General features: G+C 52.7%; 19 protein-coding genes. 15 read left to right on the top strand and 4 right to left on the bottom strand.

Annotated elements, in window-relative coordinates:
• Positions 1–249 precede the first annotated feature (249 nt).
• The gene (locus ACJHXB_RS20600) at positions 250–1,062 is read right to left on the bottom strand and encodes a dienelactone hydrolase family protein (RefSeq protein ID WP_001366745.1); all 813 of its coding nucleotides are present in this window, start codon (positions 1,060–1,062) and stop codon (positions 250–252) included.
• Between the two features lie 261 nt (positions 1,063–1,323).
• Here ACJHXB_RS20600 and udp point away from each other — a divergent pair, with 261 nt between their 5' ends.
• The 9 genes from udp to tatD all read left to right on the top strand — a co-directional run bounded on the left by udp (position 1,324) and on the right by tatD (position 9,229).
• Complete coding sequence (gene udp, locus ACJHXB_RS20595) at positions 1,324–2,085, top strand: uridine phosphorylase (RefSeq protein WP_000045180.1); 762 nt, start codon at positions 1,324–1,326, stop codon at positions 2,083–2,085.
• Between the two features lie 140 nt (positions 2,086–2,225).
• The gene (gene rmuC, locus ACJHXB_RS20590) at positions 2,226–3,653 is read left to right on the top strand and encodes a DNA recombination protein RmuC (RefSeq protein WP_000347717.1); all 1,428 of its coding nucleotides are present in this window, start codon (positions 2,226–2,228) and stop codon (positions 3,651–3,653) included.
• Between the two features lie 94 nt (positions 3,654–3,747).
• On the top strand, positions 3,748–4,503 hold the full coding sequence (ubiE, locus tag ACJHXB_RS20585) for a bifunctional demethylmenaquinone methyltransferase/2-methoxy-6-polyprenyl-1,4-benzoquinol methylase UbiE (protein ID WP_000227958.1): 756 nt from the start codon (positions 3,748–3,750) through the stop codon (positions 4,501–4,503).
• Positions 4,504–4,516: 13 nt separating this feature from the next.
• Positions 4,517–5,122, top strand: a complete 606-nt coding sequence (gene ubiJ, locus ACJHXB_RS20580; RefSeq protein WP_001295259.1) for a ubiquinone biosynthesis protein UbiJ — start codon at positions 4,517–4,519, stop codon at positions 5,120–5,122.
• Positions 5,119–6,759 carry a ubiquinone biosynthesis regulatory protein kinase UbiB gene (gene ubiB / locus ACJHXB_RS20575; protein WP_000187543.1) on the top strand — a complete coding sequence of 547 codons (1,641 nt, stop codon included), beginning with the start codon at positions 5,119–5,121 and terminating at the stop codon, positions 6,757–6,759. The genes ubiJ and ubiB overlap by 4 nt, the downstream gene beginning before the upstream one ends.
• A 78-nt stretch (positions 6,760–6,837) precedes the next feature.
• Entirely contained in the window at positions 6,838–7,107 is a 270-nt protein-coding gene (gene tatA / locus ACJHXB_RS20570; protein WP_001295260.1) for a Sec-independent protein translocase subunit TatA, read from the top strand.
• A 3-nt stretch (positions 7,108–7,110) separates the two neighbouring features.
• Positions 7,111–7,626, top strand: coding sequence for a Sec-independent protein translocase protein TatB (gene tatB / locus ACJHXB_RS20565; RefSeq protein WP_000459594.1), 516 nt, complete (start codon positions 7,111–7,113; stop codon positions 7,624–7,626).
• Positions 7,627–7,628: 2 nt separating this feature from the next.
• Positions 7,629–8,405: a Sec-independent protein translocase subunit TatC gene (gene tatC, locus ACJHXB_RS20560; protein WP_000109943.1), complete on the top strand. Its 777-nt coding sequence runs from the start codon at positions 7,629–7,631 to the stop codon at positions 8,403–8,405.
• A gap of 41 nt (positions 8,406–8,446) precedes the next feature.
• Positions 8,447–9,229, top strand: coding sequence for a 3'-5' ssDNA/RNA exonuclease TatD (gene tatD / locus ACJHXB_RS20555; RefSeq protein WP_001299486.1), 783 nt, complete (start codon positions 8,447–8,449; stop codon positions 9,227–9,229).
• Here tatD and rfaH read toward each other — a convergent pair.
• Positions 9,226–9,714 carry a transcription/translation regulatory transformer protein RfaH gene (rfaH, locus tag ACJHXB_RS20550; RefSeq protein ID WP_001192406.1) on the bottom strand — a complete coding sequence of 163 codons (489 nt, stop codon included), beginning with the start codon at positions 9,712–9,714 and terminating at the stop codon, positions 9,226–9,228. The genes tatD and rfaH overlap by 4 nt on opposite strands.
• A 166-nt stretch (positions 9,715–9,880) precedes the next feature.
• Here rfaH and ubiD point away from each other — a divergent pair, with 166 nt between their 5' ends.
• Together ubiD and fre are read left to right on the top strand one after the other, a co-directional pair.
• Positions 9,881–11,374 (top strand): 4-hydroxy-3-polyprenylbenzoate decarboxylase, encoded by a 1,494-nt coding sequence (ubiD, locus tag ACJHXB_RS20545; protein ID WP_000339783.1) that lies wholly within the window; start codon positions 9,881–9,883, stop codon positions 11,372–11,374.
• Between the two features lie 45 nt (positions 11,375–11,419).
• Complete coding sequence (fre, locus tag ACJHXB_RS20540; RefSeq protein ID WP_001469374.1) at positions 11,420–12,121, top strand: NAD(P)H-flavin reductase; 702 nt, start codon at positions 11,420–11,422, stop codon at positions 12,119–12,121.
• A 189-nt stretch (positions 12,122–12,310) separates the two neighbouring features.
• Here the strand turns inward: fre and fadA are convergent, their stop codons facing one another.
• Entirely contained in the window at positions 12,311–13,474 is a 1,164-nt protein-coding gene (fadA, locus tag ACJHXB_RS20535; protein WP_000438698.1) for an acetyl-CoA C-acyltransferase FadA, read from the bottom strand.
• A 9-nt stretch (positions 13,475–13,483) separates the two neighbouring features.
• Entirely contained in the window at positions 13,484–15,673 is a 2,190-nt protein-coding gene (fadB, locus tag ACJHXB_RS20530) for a fatty acid oxidation complex subunit alpha FadB (RefSeq protein ID WP_001525976.1), read from the bottom strand.
• A gap of 189 nt (positions 15,674–15,862) precedes the next feature.
• On the opposite strand from fadB, the gene pepQ reads away from it, so the two are divergent.
• Genes pepQ through hemG form a run of 4 tightly spaced genes read left to right on the top strand, consistent with a single transcriptional unit; the run spans position 15,863 to position 19,855 of the window.
• Positions 15,863–17,194, top strand: a complete 1,332-nt coding sequence (pepQ, locus tag ACJHXB_RS20525; protein WP_000444560.1) for a Xaa-Pro dipeptidase — start codon at positions 15,863–15,865, stop codon at positions 17,192–17,194.
• Complete coding sequence (locus tag ACJHXB_RS20520) at positions 17,194–17,808, top strand: IMPACT family protein (protein ID WP_001366764.1); 615 nt, start codon at positions 17,194–17,196, stop codon at positions 17,806–17,808. The genes pepQ and ACJHXB_RS20520 overlap by 1 nt, the downstream gene beginning before the upstream one ends.
• A 38-nt stretch (positions 17,809–17,846) precedes the next feature.
• Positions 17,847–19,298 (top strand): Trk system potassium transporter TrkH, encoded by a 1,452-nt coding sequence (trkH, locus tag ACJHXB_RS20515; RefSeq protein WP_000545669.1) that lies wholly within the window; start codon positions 17,847–17,849, stop codon positions 19,296–19,298.
• 11 nt (positions 19,299–19,309) lie between these two features.
• A complete protein-coding gene (gene hemG, locus ACJHXB_RS20510) occupies positions 19,310–19,855 on the top strand; it encodes a menaquinone-dependent protoporphyrinogen IX dehydrogenase (RefSeq protein WP_000853963.1) in 546 nt (181 codons plus the stop codon).
• Positions 19,856–19,977 lie beyond the last annotated feature (122 nt).

The raw sequence follows: 19,977 nt of genomic DNA, 5'->3' as shown, positions 1-19,977 counted from the left end.
GATGATTTATAATTAATGTGAATGTGTTGATAATAATTAATGTTTGTTTGTGAATGGGAGTTGATGGTAAATCTCTAAGGTGTCTGCCATTGAAGAGACTCATTTATGACTATGACTTGCCGACTTTCTTAAGGTCAAATAGCGGAGTCGTAATCTCCAATCAATTCATACTGATTATTTTTTGGGGGACAGAGATGGCAGCAAAACGCACTCGTTCACTCACCATCTCAAATATAGACTAAGAGGAAACTAACTCCGCTTCCCACCATACTGCTTAAACCATTCCAGCATACGCTGCCAGCCATCTTTTGCAGATTCGGCATGATAGCTCGGGCGATAATCGGCGTTGAATGCATGCCCGGCATCCGGGTAGACGATAATCTCTGCTTTCGCATTAGCAGCCCGCAGCGCCTGGCGCATGGTTTCAACGCTCTCCTGCGGAATGCTGTTATCCTGACCACCATATAAGCCGAGAACCGGCGCGTTAAGATCGGTTGCGATATCAACAGGTTGTTTCGGTGAATTCAGCGACTTATCGCCTGTCAGTTTGCCGTACCATGCCACCGCCGCTTTCAGTTGCGGGTTATGCGCAGCATACAGCCAGGTGATACGTCCACCCCAGCAGAATCCGGTGATCATTAAACGATGAACATCGCCGCCGTTGCGGGAAGCCCAACTGGCGACATGATCGAGATCGGCCAGCACCTGCGAGTCAGGCACTTTTGCTACCAGACCGCTAAGCAACGTGGGGATATCGGCAAAATCATTCGGATCGCCTTCGCGGAAGTAAAGTTCAGGTGCGATAGCCAGATACCCCTCCAGCGCCAGACGGCGACAAATATCGCGGATATGTTCATGCACGCCAAAAATTTCCTGCACTACAATGACCACTGGCAGTGGGCCATCGCTCTGCTTTGGTCTGGCATGGTAAGCAGGCATGTTATCCCCTTGTGAGGGGATAGAGGTGAAGCCCGCCGCAATCGCGTCGTCCGGGGTCTGAACGATGGTTGAAGCGAGAGGCGATGCAGCAGGTGCAAATCCAGATTGTTGTGTTGTTGCCATGGTATTCTCCGTACCCTTATAAAAATGTTGCGCAATGTTAACTATAGTCAGCATGCAACAAATCACATTGCCTGAATCGGCTCATCTTTTATGCAGTCCTGCAGAATGAAGAGTGATTTATGTGATTTGCATCACTTTTGGTGGGTAAATTTATGCAACGCATTTGCGTCATGGTGATGAGTATCACGAAAAAATGTTAAACCCTTCGGTAAAGTGTCTTTTTGCTTCTTCTGACTAAACCGATTCACAGAGGAGTTGTATATGTCCAAGTCTGATGTTTTTCATCTCGGCCTCACTAAAAACGATTTACAAGGGGCTACGCTTGCCATCGTCCCTGGCGACCCGGATCGTGTGGAAAAGATCGCCGCGCTGATGGATAAGCCGGTTAAGCTGGCATCTCACCGCGAATTCACCACCTGGCGTGCAGAGCTGGATGGTAAACCTGTTATCGTCTGCTCTACCGGTATCGGCGGCCCGTCTACCTCTATTGCTGTTGAAGAGCTGGCACAGCTGGGCATTCGCACCTTCCTGCGTATCGGTACAACGGGCGCTATTCAGCCGCATATTAATGTTGGCGATGTCCTGGTTACCACGGCGTCTGTTCGTCTGGATGGCGCGAGCCTGCACTTCGCACCGCTGGAATTCCCGGCTGTCGCTGATTTCGAATGTACGACTGCGCTGGTTGAGGCTGCGAAATCCATTGGCGCGACGACTCACGTTGGCGTGACGGCTTCTTCTGATACCTTCTACCCAGGTCAGGAACGTTACGATACTTACTCTGGTCGCGTAGTTCGTCACTTTAAAGGTTCTATGGAAGAGTGGCAGGCGATGGGCGTAATGAACTATGAAATGGAATCTGCAACCCTGCTGACCATGTGTGCAAGTCAGGGCCTGCGTGCCGGTATGGTAGCGGGTGTTATCGTTAACCGCACCCAGCAAGAGATCCCGAATGCTGAGACGATGAAACAAACTGAAAGCCAAGCGGTGAAAATCGTGGTGGAAGCGGCGCGTCGTCTGCTGTAATTCTCTTCTCCTGTCTGAAGGCCGACGCGTTCGGCCTTTTGTATTTTTGCGTAGCGCCTCGCAGGAAATGCCTTTCCAACTGGACGTTTGTACAGCACAATTCTATTTTGTGCGGGTAAGTTGTTGCGTCAGGAGGCGTTGTGGATTTCTCAATCATGGTTTACGCAGTTATTGCATTGGTGGGTGTGGCAATTGGCTGGCTGTTTGCCAGTTATCAACATGCGCAGCAAAAAGCCGAGCAATTAGCTGAACGTGAAGAGATGGTCGCGGAGTTAAGCGCGGCAAAACAACAAATTACTCAAAGCGAGCACTGGCGCGCTGAGTGCGAGTTACTCAATAACGAAGTGCGCAGCCTGCAAAGTATTAACACCTCTCTGGAAGCCGATCTGCGTGAAGTAACCACGCGGATGGAAGCTGCACAGCAACATGCTGACGATAAAATTCGCCAGATGATTAACAGCGAGCAGCGCCTCAGTGAGCAGTTTGAAAACCTCGCCAACCGTATTTTTGAGCACAGCAATCGCCGGGTTGATGAGCAAAACCGTCAGAGTCTGAACAGCCTGTTGTCGCCGCTACGTGAACAACTGGACGGTTTCCGCCGTCAGGTTCAGGACAGCTTCGGTAAAGAAGCACAGGAACGTCATACCCTGACCCACGAAATTCGCAATCTCCAGCAGCTCAACGCGCAAATGGCTCAGGAGGCGATCAACCTGACGCGTGCGCTGAAAGGCGACAATAAAACTCAGGGCAACTGGGGCGAGGTGGTATTGACGCGGGTGCTGGAGGCTTCCGGTCTGCGTGAAGGGTATGAATATGAAACTCAGGTCAGCATCGAAAATGACGCCCGCTCGCGGATGCAGCCGGATGTCATCGTGCGGTTGCCGCAGGGAAAAGATGTGGTGATCGACGCCAAAATGACGCTGGTCGCCTATGAACGCTATTTCAACGCCGAAGATGACTACACCCGCGAAAGCGCGCTACAGGAACATATCGCGTCGGTGCGTAACCATATCCGTTTGCTGGGACGCAAAGATTATCAACAGCTGCCGGGGCTGCGAACCCTGGATTACGTTCTGATGTTTATTCCCGTTGAACCCGCTTTTTTACTGGCGCTTGACCGTCAGCCGGAGCTGATCACCGAAGCGTTGAAAAACAATATCATGCTGGTTAGCCCGACTACGCTGCTGGTGGCGCTGCGCACTATCGCCAACCTGTGGCGTTATGAGCATCAAAGCCGCAACGCCCAGCAAATCGCCGATCGTGCCAGCAAGCTGTACGACAAGATGCGTTTGTTCGTCGATGACATGTCAGCGATTGGTCAAAGTCTCGACAAAGCGCAGGATAACTACCGCCAGGCAATGAAAAAACTCTCTTCAGGTCGCGGAAATGTGCTGGCGCAGGCAGAAGCGTTTCGCGGTTTAGGGGTAGAAATTAAACGCGAGATTAATCCGGATTTGGCTGAACAAGCGGTGAGCCAGGATGAAGAGTATCGACTGCGGTCGGTTCCGGAGCAGCCGAATGATGAAGCTTATCAACGCGATGATGAATATAATCAGCAGTCGCGCTAGCCCATTAGGGGTAGTTAAGCCGGGTAGAAATCTAGGGCATCGACGCCCAATCTGTTACACTTCTGGAACAATTTTTTGATGAGCAGGCATTGAGATGGTGGATAAGTCACAAGAAACGACGCACTTTGGTTTTCAGACCGTCGCGAAGGAACAAAAAGCGGATATGGTCGCCCACGTTTTCCATTCCGTGGCATCAAAATACGATGTCATGAATGATTTGATGTCATTTGGTATTCATCGTTTGTGGAAGCGATTCACGATTGATTGCAGCGGCGTACGCCGTGGGCAGACCGTGCTGGATCTGGCTGGTGGCACCGGCGACCTGACAGCGAAATTCTCCCGCCTGGTCGGAGAAACTGGCAAAGTGGTCCTTGCTGATATCAATGAATCCATGCTCAAAATGGGACGCGAGAAGCTGCGTAATATCGGTGTGATTGGCAACGTTGAGTATGTTCAGGCGAACGCTGAGGCGCTGCCGTTCCCGGATAACACCTTTGATTGCATCACCATTTCGTTTGGTCTGCGTAACGTCACCGACAAAGATAAAGCACTGCGTTCAATGTATCGCGTGCTGAAACCCGGCGGCCGCCTGCTGGTGCTTGAGTTCTCGAAGCCAATTATCGAGCCGCTGAGCAAAGCCTATGATGCATACTCCTTCCATGTGCTGCCGCGTATTGGCTCACTGGTCGCGAACGACGCCGACAGCTACCGTTATCTGGCAGAATCCATCCGTATGCATCCCGATCAGGATACCCTGAAAGCCATGATGCAGGATGCCGGATTCGAAAGTGTCGACTACTACAATCTGACGGCAGGGGTTGTGGCGCTGCATCGTGGTTATAAGTTCTGACAGGAGACCGGAAATGCCTTTTAAACCTTTAGTGACGGCAGGAATTGAAAGTCTGCTCAACACCTTCCTGTATCGCTCACCCGCGCTGAAAACAGCCCGCTCGCGTCTGCTGGGTAAAGTATTGCGCGTGGAGGTAAAAGGCTTTTCGACGTCATTGATTCTGGTGTTCAGCGAACGCCAGGTTGATGTACTGGGCGAATGGGCAGGCGATGCTGACTGCACCGTTATCGCCTACGCCAGTGTGTTGCCGAAACTTCGCGATCGCCAGCAGCTTACCGCACTGATTCGCAGTGGTGAGCTGGAAGTGCAGGGCGATATTCAGGTGGTGCAAAACTTCGTTGCGCTGGCAGATCTGGCAGAGTTCGACCCTGCGGAACTGCTGGCCCCTTATACCGGTGATATCGCCGCTGAAGGAATCAGCAAAGCCATGCGCGGAGGCGCAAAGTTCCTGCATCACGGCATTAAGCGCCAGCAACGTTATGTGGCGGAAGCCATTACTGAAGAGTGGCGTATGGCACCCGGTCCGCTTGAAGTGGCCTGGTTTGCGGAAGAGACGGCTGCCGTCGAGCGTGCTGTTGATGCCCTGACCAAACGGCTGGAAAAACTGGAGGCTAAATGACGCCAGGTGAAGTACGGCGCCTATATTTCATCATTCGCACTTTTTTAAGCTACGGACTTGATGAACTGATCCCCAAAATGCGTATCACCCTGCCGCTTCGGCTATGGCGATACTCATTATTCTGGATGCCAAATCGGCATAAAGACAAACCTTTAGGTGAGCGACTACGACTGGCCCTGCAAGAACTGGGGCCGGTATGGATCAAGTTCGGGCAAATGTTATCAACCCGCCGCGATCTTTTTCCGCCGCATATTGCCGATCAGCTGGCGTTATTGCAGGACAAAGTCGCTCCGTTTGATGGCAAGCTGGCAAAGCAGCAGATTGAAGCTGCAATGGGCGGCTTGCCGGTAGAAGCGTGGTTTGACGATTTTGAAATCAAGCCGCTGGCTTCTGCTTCTATCGCCCAGGTTCATACCGCGCGATTGAAATCGAATGGTAAAGAGGTGGTGATTAAAGTCATCCGCCCGGATATTTTGCCGGTTATTAAAGCGGATCTGAAACTTATCTACCGTCTGGCTCGCTGGGTACCGCGTTTGCTGCCGGATGGTCGCCGTCTGCGCCCAACCGAAGTGGTGCGCGAGTACGAAAAGACATTGATTGATGAACTGAATTTGCTGCGGGAATCTGCCAACGCCATTCAGCTTCGGCGCAATTTTGAAGACAGCCCGATGCTCTACATCCCGGAAGTTTACCCTGACTATTGTAGTGAAGGGATGATGGTGATGGAGCGCATTTACGGCATTCCGGTTTCAGATGTCGCAGCGCTGGAGAAAAACGGCACTAACATGAAATTGCTGGCAGAACGCGGCGTGCAGGTGTTCTTCACTCAGGTCTTTCGTGACAGCTTTTTCCATGCCGATATGCACCCTGGCAACATCTTTGTAAGCTATGAACACCCAGAAAACCCGAAATATATCGGCATTGATTGCGGGATTGTTGGCTCGCTAAACAAAGAAGATAAACGCTATCTGGCGGAAAACTTTATCGCCTTCTTTAATCGCGATTATCGCAAAGTTGCAGAGCTACACGTCGATTCAGGCTGGGTGCCGCCAGATACCAACGTTGAAGAGTTCGAATTTGCCATTCGTACGGTCTGTGAACCTATCTTTGAGAAACCGTTGGCCGAAATTTCGTTTGGACATGTGCTGTTAAATCTATTTAATACGGCGCGTCGCTTCAATATGGAAGTGCAGCCGCAACTGGTGTTACTCCAGAAAACCCTGCTCTACGTCGAAGGGGTAGGTCGCCAGCTTTATCCGCAGCTCGATTTATGGAAAACGGCGAAGCCTTTCCTGGAGTCGTGGATTAAAGATCAGGTCGGTATTCCTGCGCTGGTGAGAGCATTTAAAGAAAAAGCGCCGTTCTGGGTCGAAAAAATGCCAGAACTGCCTGAACTGGTTTACGACAGTTTGCGCCAGGGCAAGTATTTACAGCACAGTGTTGATAAGATTGCCCGCGAGCTTCAGTCAAATCATGTACGTCAGGGACAATCGCGTTATTTTCTCGGAATTGGCGCTACGTTAGTATTAAGTGGCACATTCTTGTTGGTCAGCCGACCTGAATGGGGGCTGATGCCCGGCTGGTTAATGGCAGGTGGTTTGATCGCCTGGTTTGTCGGTTGGCGCAAAACACGCTGATTTTTTCATCGCTCAAGGCGGGCCGTGTAACGTATAATGCGGCCTTGTTTAATCATCATCTACCACAGAGGAACATGTATGGGTGGTATCAGTATTTGGCAGTTATTGATTATTGCCGTCATCGTTGTACTGCTTTTTGGCACCAAAAAGCTCGGCTCCATCGGTTCCGATCTTGGTGCGTCGATCAAAGGCTTTAAAAAAGCAATGAGCGATGATGAACCAAAGCAGGATAAAACCAGTCAGGATGCTGATTTTACTGCGAAAACTATCGCCGATAAGCAGGCGGATACGAATCAGGAACAGGCTAAAACAGAAGACGCGAAGCGCCACGATAAAGAGCAGGTGTAATCCGTGTTTGATATCGGTTTTAGCGAACTGCTATTGGTGTTCATCATCGGCCTCGTTGTTCTGGGGCCGCAACGACTGCCTGTGGCGGTAAAAACGGTCGCGGGCTGGATTCGCGCGTTGCGTTCACTGGCGACAACGGTGCAGAACGAACTGACCCAGGAGTTAAAACTCCAGGAGTTTCAGGACAGTCTGAAAAAGGTTGAAAAGGCGAGCCTCACTAACCTGACGCCCGAACTGAAAGCGTCGATGGATGAACTACGCCAGGCCGCGGAGTCGATGAAGCGTTCCTACGTTGCAAACGATCCAGAAAAGGCGAGCGATGAAGCGCACACCATCCATAACCCGGTGGTGAAAGATAATGAAGCTGCGCATGAGGGCGTAACGCCTGCCGCTGCACAAACGCAGGCCAGTTCGCCGGAACAGAAGCCAGAAACCACGCCAGAGCCGGTGGTAAAACCTGCTGCGGACGCTGAACCGAAAACCGCTGCACCTTCCCCTTCGTCGAGTGATAAACCGTAAACATGTCTGTAGAAGATACTCAACCGCTTATCACGCATCTAATTGAGCTGCGTAAGCGTCTGCTGAACTGCATTATCGCGGTGATCGTGATATTCCTGTGTCTGGTCTATTTCGCCAATGACATCTATCACCTGGTATCCGCGCCATTGATCAAGCAGTTGCCGCAAGGTTCAACGATGATCGCCACCGACGTGGCCTCGCCGTTCTTTACGCCGATCAAGCTGACCTTTATGGTGTCGCTGATTCTGTCAGCGCCGGTGATTCTCTATCAGGTGTGGGCATTTATCGCCCCAGCGCTGTATAAGCATGAACGTCGCCTGGTGGTGCCGCTGCTGGTTTCCAGCTCTCTGCTGTTTTATATCGGCATGGCATTCGCCTACTTTGTGGTCTTTCCGCTGGCATTTGGCTTCCTTGCCAATACCGCGCCGGAAGGGGTGCAGGTATCCACCGACATCGCCAGCTATTTAAGCTTCGTTATGGCGCTGTTTATGGCGTTTGGTGTCTCCTTTGAAGTGCCGGTGGCAATTGTGCTGCTGTGCTGGATGGGGATTACCTCGCCAGAAGACTTACGCAAAAAACGCCCGTATGTGCTGGTTGGTGCATTCGTTGTCGGGATGTTGCTGACGCCGCCGGATGTCTTCTCGCAAACGCTATTGGCGATCCCGATGTACTGTCTGTTTGAAATCGGTGTCTTCTTCTCACGCTTTTACGTTGGTAAAGGGCGAAATCGGGAAGAGGAAAACGACGCTGAAGCAGAAAGCGAAAAAACTGAAGAATAAATTCAACCGCCCGTCAGGGCGGTTGTCATATGGAGTACAGGATGTTTGATATCGGCGTTAATTTGACCAGTTCGCAATTTGCGAAAGACCGTGATGATGTTGTAGCGCGCGCTTTTGACGCGGGAGTTAATGGGCTACTCATCACCGGCACTAACCTGCGTGAAAGCCAGCAGGCGCAAAAGCTGGCGCGTCAGTATTCGTCCTGTTGGTCAACGGCGGGCGTACATCCTCACGACAGCAGCCAGTGGCAAGCTGCGACTGAAGAAGCGATTATTGAGCTGGCCGCGCAGCCAGAAGTGGTGGCGATTGGTGAATGTGGTCTCGACTTTAACCGCAACTTTTCGACGCCGGAAGAGCAGGAACGCGCTTTTGTTGCTCAGCTACGCATTGCCGCAGAATTAAACATGCCGGTATTTATGCACTGTCGCGATGCCCACGAGCGGTTTATGACATTGCTGGAGCCGTGGCTGGATAAACTGCCTGGTGCGGTTCTTCATTGCTTTACCGGCACACGCGAAGAGATGCAGGCGTGCGTGGCGCGTGGAATTTATATCGGCATTACCGGTTGGGTTTGCGATGAACGACGCGGGCTGGAGCTGCGGGAATTGTTGCCGTTGATTCCGGCGGAGAAATTGCTGATCGAAACTGATGCGCCGTATCTGCTCCCGCGCGATCTCACGCCGAAACCATCATCCCGGCGCAACGAGCCAGCCCATCTGCCCCATATTTTGCAACGAATTGCGCACTGGCGTGGAGAAGATGCCGCATGGCTGGCTGCCACCACGGATGCCAATGTTAAAACACTGTTTGGGATTGCGTTTTAGAGTTTGCGGAACTCGGTGTTCTTCACACTGTGCTTAATCTCTTTATTGATAAGATTAAGTAACAGCATGGAGCGAGCCTCGCCGTCGGGTTCGGTGAAAATGGCCTGAAAACCTTCGAACGCGCCTTCGGTAATAATCACCTTATCACCCGGATAAGGGGTTGCCGGATCGACAATGTCTTTCGGTTTATATACCGATAGCTGATGAATCACCGCCGATGGGACTATCGCTGGCGATGCGCCAAAGCGCACGAAGTGGCTGACACCGCGGGTCGCGTTGATAGTCGTGGTATGAATCACTTCTGGATCAAATTCCACAAACAGGTAGTTGGGGAACAATGGCTCACTGACTGCAGTACGTTTGCCACGCACCATTTTTTCCAGGGTGATCATCGGTGCCAGGCAATTCACAGCCTGTCTTTCGAGGTGTTCCTGGGCACGTTGAAGTTGCCCGCGCTTGCAGTACAGTAAATACCAGGATTGCATAATGACTCTTATCCGTTTAATCGGGGCGCAAGGATAGCAAAAGCTTTACGCTAAGTTAATTATATTCCCCGGTTTGCGTTATACCGTCAGAGTTCACGCTAATTTAACAAATTTACAGCATCGCAAAGATGAACGCCGTATAATGGGCGCAGATTAAGAGGCTACAATGGACGCCATGAAATATAACGATTTACGCGACTTCTTGACGCTGCTTGAACAGCAGGGTGAGCTAAAACGTATCACGCTCCCGGTGGATCCGCATTTGGAAATCACTGAAATTGCTGACCGTACTTTGCGTGCCGGTGGGCCTGCGCTGTTGTTCGAAAACCCTAAAGGCTACTCAATGCCGGTGCTGTGCAACCTGTTCGGTACGCCAAAGCGCGTGGCGATGGGCATGGGGCAGGAAGATGTTTCGGCGCTGCGTGAAGTTGGTAAATTATTGGCGTTTCTGAAAGAGCCGGAGCCGCCAAAAGGTTTCCGCGACCTGTTTGATAAACTGCCGCAGTTTAAGCAAGTATTGAACATGCCGACAAAGCGACTGCGTGGTGCGCCGTGTCAGCAAAAAATTATCTCCGGCGATGACGTCGATCTTCACCGTATCCCCATTATGACCTGCTGGCCGGAAGATGCCGCGCCGCTGATTACCTGGGGGCTGACCGTAACGCGCGGCCCGCATAAAGAGCGGCAGAATCTGGGCATTTATCGCCAGCAGCTAATTGGTAAAAACAAATTGATTATGCGCTGGCTGTCGCATCGCGGCGGCGCGCTGGATTTCCAGGAGTGGTGTGCGGCGCATCCGGGCGAACGTTTCCCGGTTTCTGTGGCACTGGGTGCTGATCCCGCCACAATTCTCGGTGCAGTCACCCCCGTTCCAGATACGCTTTCAGAGTATGCGTTTGCCGGATTGCTGCGCGGCACCAAGACCGAAGTGGTGAAGTGTATCTCCAATGACCTTGAAGTGCCCGCCAGTGCGGAGATTGTGCTGGAAGGGTATATCGAACAAGGCGAAACTGCGCCGGAAGGGCCGTATGGCGACCACACCGGTTACTATAACGAAGTTGATAGTTTCCCGGTATTCACCGTGACGCATATTACCCAGCGTGAAGATGCGATTTACCATTCCACCTATACCGGGCGTCCGCCTGATGAGCCTGCGGTACTGGGCGTGGCGTTGAACGAAGTGTTTGTGCCGATTCTGCAAAAACAGTTCCCGGAAATTGTCGATTTTTACCTGCCGCCGGAAGGCTGCTCTTATCGCCTGGCGGTAGTGACGATCAAAAAACAGTACGCCGGACACGCGAAGCGCGTCATGATGGGCGTCTGGTCGTTCTTACGCCAGTTTATGTACACTAAATTTGTGATCGTTTGCGATGATGACGTCAACGCACGCGACTGGAACGATGTGATTTGGGCGATTACCACCCGTATGGACCCGGCGCGGGACACGGTGTTGGTCGAAAATACGCCTATTGATTATCTGGATTTTGCCTCGCCTGTGTCCGGGCTGGGTTCAAAAATGGGGCTGGATGCCACGAATAAATGGCCAGGGGAAACCCAGCGTGAATGGGGACGTCCCATCAAAAAAGATCCGGATGTTGTCGCGCATATTGACGCCATCTGGGATGAACTGGCTATTTTTAACAACGGTAAAAGCGCCTGATGCGCGTTTGTTTTGCCCTATTTATCGATCCGACAGAGAAAGCGCATGACAACCTTAAGCTGTAAAGTGACCTTGGTAGAAGCTATCACGGATACCGTATATCGTGTCCGAATCGTACCAGACGCGGCCTTTTCTTTTCGTGCTGGTCAGTATTTGATGGTAGTGATGGATGAGCGCGACAAACGTCCGTTCTCAATGGCTTCGACGCCGGATGAAAAAGGTTTCATCGAGCTGCATATTGGCGCTTCTGAAATCAACCTTTACGCGAAAGCAGTCATGGACCGCATTCTTAAAGATCATCAAATCGTGGTCGATATTCCCCACGGAGAAGCGTGGCTGCGTGATGATGAAGAACGTCCGATGATTTTGATTGCGGGTGGCACCGGGTTCTCTTATGCGCGCTCGATTTTGCTGACGGCGCTGGCGCGTAACCCAAACCGTGATATCACCATTTACTGGGGCGGGCGTGAAGAGCAGCATCTTTATGATCTCTCCGAGCTTGAGGCGCTTTCGCTTAAGCATCCAGGTTTGCAAGTGGTGCCGGTGGTTGAACAACCGGAAGCGGGCTGGCGTGGGCGTACTGGCACCGTGTTAACGGCGGTATTGCAGGATCACGGTACGCTGGCAGAGCATGATATCTATATTGCCGGACGTTTTGAGATGGCGAAAATTGCCCGTGACCTGTTTTGCAGTGAGCGTAATGCGCGGGAAGATCGCCTGTTTGGCGATGCGTTTGCATTTATCTGAGATATAAAAAACCCGCCCCTGACAGGCGGGAAGAACGGCAACTAAAACTTTATTCAGTGGCATTTAGATCTATGTCGCATCCGGCATTCGGCATACGCTGCCTGATGCGACGCTGGCGCGTCTTATCAGGCCTACATTGGTGCAGGATCGGTAGACCGGATAAGGCGTCACGCCGCATCCGGCACGTGGTTAAATCCGCTCAAACACCGTCGCAATACCCTGACCCAGACCGATACACATCGTCGCCAGACCAAACTGGGCATCTTTGCGCTCCATCAGATTCAGCAGCGTGGTGCTGATACGCGCACCGGAACAACCCAGCGGATGACCCAGCGCGATCGCGCCACCGTTGAGGTTGATCTTCTCGTCAATCTGCTCAATCAGTCCCAGATCTTTAATACATGGCAGGATCTGCGCGGCAAAGGCTTCGTTCATCTCAAACACGCCGATATCACTGGCAGAAAGCCCCGCTTTTTTCAGCGCCAGCTTCGAGGCCGGAACCGGGCCGTAACCCATAATCGATGGGTCACAACCAACGACCGCCATCGAACGCACGCGGGCGCGCGGCTTAAGACCCAATTCACGGGCGCGGCTTTCACTCATCACCAGTATGGCTGCTGCACCATCGGAAAGCGCAGAAGATGTACCCGCCGTTACCGTACCGCTGACAGGATCAAAAGCCGGACGCAGCGTGGCGAGGGCTTCCACGGTGGTTTCCGGGCGAATCACTTCGTCGTAATTAAACTGCTTCAATACGCCGTCGGCATCGTGACCACCGGTCGGGATTATTTCATTTTTAAATGCGCCCGACTGCGTGGCGGCCCAGGCGCGGGCGTGTGACCGCGCGGCAAAGGCATCCTGCATTTCACGGCTGATGCCGTGCATACGCGCCAGCATTTCTGCCGTTAAGCCCATCATGCCCGCCGCTTTGGCGACATTGCGGCTAAGGCCGGGGTGAAAATCGACGCCGTGGCTCATCGGCACATGACCCATATGCTCCACGCCGCCGACCAGACATGCCTGCGCATCGCCGGTCATGATCATTCGTGCTGCGTCATGTAATGCTTGCATGGATGAACCACACAGGCGATTGACGGTCACCGCCGGGACAGAGTGTGGTACTTCTGCCAACAGCGCCGCGTTACGGGCGATATTAAAACCTTGCTCCAGCGTCTGCTGTACACAGCCCCAGTAAATATCGTCGAGGGCCGCCGCTTCCAGCGCCGGATTACGCGCCAGCAGGCTACGCATTAAATGAGCGGAGAGATCTTCCGCACGCACGTGACGAAAAGCACCGCCCTTCGAACGGCCCATCGGGGTGCGAATAGCATCGACAATGACAACCTGTTCCATTGTGACTCCTTAAGCCGTTTTCAGGTCGCCAACCGGACGGGCTGGCTCAACCGGGGGATAGTACGGTTCGTTATGACGCGCTTTATTACGCAGACCTTCCGGCACTTCATACAGCGGGCCGAGGTGCTGATATTGTTGTGCCATATCGAGGTATTTTGCGCTACCGAGGGTGTCCAGCCAGCGGAACGCACCACCGTGGAACGGAGGGAAGCCCAGGCCGTAGACCAGCGCCATATCCGCTTCTGCCGGAGTGGCGATAATGCCTTCTTCCAGACAGCGCACCACTTCGTTGACCATCGGGATCATCATGCGGGCGATAATCTCTTCTTCGCTGAAATCGCGCTTCGGCTGGCTCACTTCTGCCAGCAGGTCGTCAACGACGGCGTCTTCTTCTTTCTTCGGCTTACCTTTGCTGTCTTCTTTATAACGCCAGAAACCGAGGCCGTTCTTCTGACCAAAGCGGTTGGCATCAAACAGCGCGTCGATGGCATCGCGATAATCTTTCTGCATCCGCTGCGGGAAGCCTGCTGCCATGACAGCCTGGGCATGATGCGCGGTGTCAATGCCCACAACGTCCAGCAGATATGCCGGACCCATAGGCCAGCCAAACTGTTTTTCCATCACTTTGTCGATCTTGCGGAAATCCGCGCCGTCGCGCAGCAGCTGGCTGAAACCGGCGAAATACGGGAACAGCACGCGGTTAACAAAGAAGCCGGGGCAGTCGTTAACCACAATCGGCGTCTTGCCCATCTTGCTCGCCCAGGCGACAACTTTCGCGATGGTTTCGTCGGAGCTTTTCTCGCCGCGAATAATTTCCACCAACGGCATTCGGTGGACCGGGTTAAAGAAGTGCATCCCGCAGAAGTTTTCCGGACGCTCCAGCGCGTTGGCCAGTTCGCTGATAGGAATGGTTGAAGTGTTAGACGCCAGCACGGTATCCGGGCGTACTTTTTGTTCGGTTTCTGCCAGTACGGCTTTTTTCACTTTCGGGTTTTCGACAACCGCTTCTACCACAACATCCACGCGGTCAAAACCAGAGTAATCGAGCGTTGGGTGGATCGTGGAGATCACGCCAGCCAGTTTCAGACCATCGATCTTGCCGCGCTCAAGCTGCTTGTTCAGCAGTTTCGCGGCTTCGGTCATGCCGAGGGTTAACGACTTGTCGTTGATATCTTTCATGACAACCGGTACGCCTTTCCACGCAGACTGGTAAGCGATGCCGCCACCCATAATGCCTGCGCCCAGCACAGCGGCCTGTTTCGGGGTTTCAACGTCTTTGGTGAGTTTCTTCGCTTTGCCTTTTACATATTGATCGTTAAGGAAAATGCCGACCAGTGCGCGAGCTTCGTTGGTATGCGCCAGCGGGACAAAACTTTTGTTTTCCAGATTTAAGGCTTCTTCACGACCAAAACGGGCCGCCGCTTCAATGGTTTTTACTGCGGTGATGGGGGCCGGATAATGTTTCCCCGCCGTTTGTGCGACCATCCCTTTAGCGATGGTGAAACTCATGGTGGCTTCAATCTTGCTCAGTTTTAGCGGTTCCAGCTTCGGCTGACGTTTCGCTTTCCAGTCGAGGTCGCCGTTAATGGCCTGGCGTAAAATCGCCATCGCCCCTTCAACCAGTTTTTCTGCTTTGACTACACCATCCACCAGACCGATTTTCAGCGCCTGATCCGCGCCGACATCTTTACCGGCGGCAATGATCTCCAGCGCACTGTCAGCGCCCAGCATACGTGGCATACGTACAGAACCGCCAAAGCCCGGCATGATGCCCAGTTTGGTTTCCGGCAGACCGATGCGCAGATCCGGCGTCGCCAGACGATAATCGGTCGCCAGCACGCATTCGCAGCCACCGCCCAGCGCATAGCCGTTGACGGCGGCAATGGTCGGCACCGGCAGATCTTCCAGGCGATTAAACACGCTATTGGCAAAGTGCAGCCACTGACTTAACTGTTCTTCAGGAACGAGGAACAGGGACAAAAATTCGGTGATATCAGCACCGACGATAAAGGCTGCTTTGTTCGAACGTAGCAGCAGCCCTTTTAGATCTGATTGCTGTTCCAGCACGCCGATGGCCTCGCCGAGGCTGGCGACGGTCGCAGTGTCGAGTTTATTAACTGAACCTGGGGCATCAAATACCAGTTCGGCAATGCCATCTTCCAGCCAGTCAAGGTACAGGGTGTCGCCTTTGTAAAGCATGTCAGTCTCCTGAATCCGCAAGGTGATCTGGTCGTACCAGATGCATCGAAGTGTGTATTTTGTGTTAAAAATATGCAAATAAAAGATTAAAGAAATGCCGATCTGATCACGCTCGGCAGAAATCACGCTCTGGATGAACGATGTGCTAAGATGCGGAGACTTAAGGTCAAAAAAACAGAAGGGTAAAAAATGGAATCACTGGCCTCACTCTATAAAAATCATATAGCTACCTTACAAGAACGGACTCGCGATGCGCTGGCGCGCTTCAAACTGGATGCGTTACTTATTCACTCCGGCGAACTGTTCAACGTTTTTCTCGACGATCATCCCTATCCGTTTAAAGTGAACCCGCAATTCAAAGCGTGGGTGCCGGTAACTCAGGTGCCAAACTGCTGGCTGCTGGTGGATGGCGTGAACAAGCCGAAACTGTGGTTCTATCTGCCGGTTGATTACTGGCACAACGTCGAACCGCTGCCGACCTCCTTCTGGACTGAAGATGTAGAAGTGATCGCGCTGCCGAAAGCCGATGGCATTGGTAGCCTGCTGCCTGCTGCGCGCGGGAATATCGGTTATATCGGTCCGGTGCCGGAGCGTGCGCTGCAACTGGGTATTGAGGCCAGCAATATCAACCCGAAAGGGGTGATCGACTACCTGCATTACTACCGCTCCTTCAAAACCGAGTACGAACTGGCCTGTATGCGTGAAGCGCAGAAAATGGCGGTCAACGGTCATCGTGCGGCAGAAGAAGCGTTCCGTTCTGGCATGAGCGAGTTCGATATCAATATTGCCTATCTGACCGCGACCGGTCATCGTGATACCGACGTACCTTACAGCAACATTGTGGCGCTTAACGAACACGCTGCGGTGTTGCATTACACCAAACTGGACCACCAGGCACCGGAAGAGATGCGCAGCTTCCTGCTGGATGCCGGGGCCGAATATAACGGCTATGCGGCTGACCTGACCCGTACCTGGTCGGCAAAAAGCGATAACGACTACGCACAGCTGGTGAAAGACGTAAATGATGAACAACTGGCGCTGATCGCCACCATGAAAGCAGGCGTCAGCTATGTGGATTACCACATCCAGTTCCATCAGCGCATCGCCAAACTGCTGCGTAAACATCAAATCATCACCGATATGAGTGAAGAAGCGATGGTCGAAAACGATCTCACCGGACCGTTTATGCCGCACGGTATCGGCCATCCGCTGGGCCTGCAGGTGCATGACGTAGCCGGTTTTATGCAGGATGATAGTGGTACGCACCTCGCGGCACCGGCAAAATATCCGTACCTGCGCTGCACCCGTATTCTCCAGCCGGGCATGGTGTTAACCATCGAACCGGGTATCTACTTCATCGAATCGCTGCTGGCACCGTGGCGTGACGGGCAGTTCAGCAAACACTTCAACTGGCAGAAAATTGAAGCACTGAAACCGTTCGGCGGCATTCGTATTGAAGACAACGTGGTGATCCACGAAAACAACGTGGAAAACATGACCCGGGATCTGAAACTGGCGTGATGGAAAGCTGGTTAATTCCTGCGGCACCTGTCACGGTCGTTGAAGAGATCAAAAAGAGCCGCTTCATAACGATGTTGGCGCATACCGATGGCGTTGAGGCGGCGAAAGCGTTTGTTGAATCGGTGCGAGCAGAACACCCCGATGCCCGCCACCATTGCGTGGCGTGGGTGGCGGGTGCGCCGGATGATTCTCAACAGCTGGGTTTCTCTGACGATGGGGAGCCGGCGGGAACGGCCGGTAAACCGATGCTCGCCCAGCTAATGGGCAGCGGCGTCGGGGAAATTACCGCTGTGGTAGTGCGCTACTACGGCGGCATATTGCTTGGCACCGGTGGGTTAGTGAAAGCGTATGGTGGCGGCGTGAATCAGGCGCTGCGCCAGCTAACGACCCAACGCAAGACGCCATTAACCGAATATACTTTGCAATGTGAATATAGTCAGTTAACCGGCATTGAAGCGTTGCTGGGGCAGTGTGACGGCAAAATTATCAACAGTGATTATCAGGCATTCGTTCTGCTGCGGGTGGCGCTTCCGGCGGCGAAAGTGGCTGAATTTTCCGCAAAGCTGGCGGATTTTAGCCGTGGTTTATTGCAATTGTTAGCGATTGAAGAATAATCCCCACTTCGTTTTGCAGAACTAAGGAAGCGGCAGAGATGCATTTTCGCGCCATTACCCGAATCGTTGGACTACTGGTCATCTTATTTTCAGGGACCATGATTATCCCTGGACTGGTAGCACTCATCTACCGGGATGGAGCGGGCCGCGCTTTTACCCAGACCTTTTTTGTCGCCCTCGCCATTGGCTCTATGCTGTGGTGGCCGAACCGTAAAGAGAAGGGCGAACTGAAATCCCGTGAGGGGTTTCTGATAGTGGTGCTGTTCTGGACCGTGCTGGGTAGTGTCGGTGCGCTCCCTTTTATCTTCTCGGAAAGCCCGAACCTCACGATTACCGATGCGTTTTTTGAATCTTTCTCTGGCCTGACCACCACGGGGGCCACTACGCTGGTGGGGCTGGATTCGCTCCCTCACGCCATCCTATTTTATCGCCAGATGCTGCAATGGTTTGGCGGGATGGGGATCATCGTGTTGGCGGTTGCGATACTGCCTATCCTCGGCGTGGGTGGGATGCAGCTCTATCGCGCAGAAATGCCCGGCCCGCTGAAAGATAACAAAATGCGCCCGCGAATTGCGGAAACGGCGAAAACCCTGTGGTTGATTTATGTCTTGCTGACCGTCGCCTGTGCGCTGGCGTTGTGGTTTGCCGGAATGGATGCCTTTGATGCCATCGGCCATAGCTTTGCGACTATCGCTATTGGCGGCTTCTCGACACATGATGCCAGTATCGGTTATTTCGACAGCCCGACTATTAACACTATCATTGCTATCTTCCTGCTGATCTCCGGCTGTAACTACGGTCTGCACTTTTCACTGTTAAGTGGGCGTAGTCTGAAGGTTTATTGGCGCGATCCGGAATTTCGCATGTTTATCGGCGTACAGTTTACGCTGGTGATTATTTGTACACTCGTACTGTGGTTTCATAATGTCTACAGTTCGGCGCTGATGACAATTAACCAGGCGTTTTTCCAGGTGGTATCGATGGCGACAACCGCCGGGTTTACGACTGACAGCATTGCCCGCTGGCCGCTCTTTTTGCCGGTACTGCTTTTATGTTCAGCTTTTATCGGCGGTTGCGCCGGGTCAACGGGCGGTGGCCTGAAAGTGATCCGCATCCTGCTGCTGTTTAAGCAGGGGAACCGTGAGCTGAAACGACTGGTGCATCCGAACGCCGTCTATAGCATTAAGCTGGGGAATCGCGCACTGCCGGAACGTATCCTCGAAGCCGTTTGGGGATTTTTCTCCGCCTATGCATTGGTGTTTATTGTCAGTATGCTGGCGATTATCGCCACGGGCGTGGATGACTTTTCTGCCTTTGCCTCAGTTGTTGCGACATTGAATAACCTGGGGCCAGGACTTGGCGTGGTTGCTGATAACTTTACCAGTATGAACCCGGTGGCTAAATGGATCCTGATTGCCAACATGCTGTTTGGTCGTCTTGAGGTCTTTACATTGCTGGTGCTCTTTACCCCGACTTTCTGGCGTGAATGATGGAGTAATACGTGAAAACATTAATTCTTTTCTCAACAAGGGACGGACAAACGCGCGAGATTGCCTCCTACCTGGCTTCGGAACTGAAAGAACTGGGGATCCAGGCGGATGTCGCCAATGTGCACCGCATTGAAGAACCACAGTGGGAAAACTACGACCGTGTGGTCATTGGTGCTTCTATTCGCTATGGTCACTACCACTCTGCGTTCCAGGAATTTGTCAAAAAGCATGCGACGCGGCTGAATTCGATGCCGAGCGCCTTTTACTCCGTAAACCTGGTGGCGCGTAAACCTGAGAAGCGTACTCCACAGACCAACAGCTACGCGCGGAAGTTTCTGATGAGTTCACAATGGCGTCCCGATCGCTGCGCGGTCATTGCCGGGGCGCTGCGTTACCCACGTTATCGCTGGTACGACCGTTTTATGATCAAGCTGATTATGAAGATGTCAGGCGGTGAAACGGATACGCGCAAAGAAGTTGTCTATACCGATTGGGAGCAGGTGGCGAATTTCGCCCGAGAAATCGCCCATTTAACCGACAAACCGACGCTGAAATAAGCATAAAGAATAAAAAATGCGCGGTCAGAAAATTATTTTAAATTTCCTCTTGTCAGGCCGGAATAACTCCCTATAATGCGCCACCACTGACACGGAACAACGGCAAACACGCCGCCGGGTCA

Origin of the sequence: Escherichia sp. WS3227_2, from assembly GCF_046486495.1 — a bacterium.
GTDB classification, from domain to species: domain Bacteria; phylum Pseudomonadota; class Gammaproteobacteria; order Enterobacterales; family Enterobacteriaceae; genus Escherichia; species Escherichia coli.
Note: the sequence above shows the minus strand (reverse complement) of the source record. Positions and strands in the feature narration are given on the sequence as shown.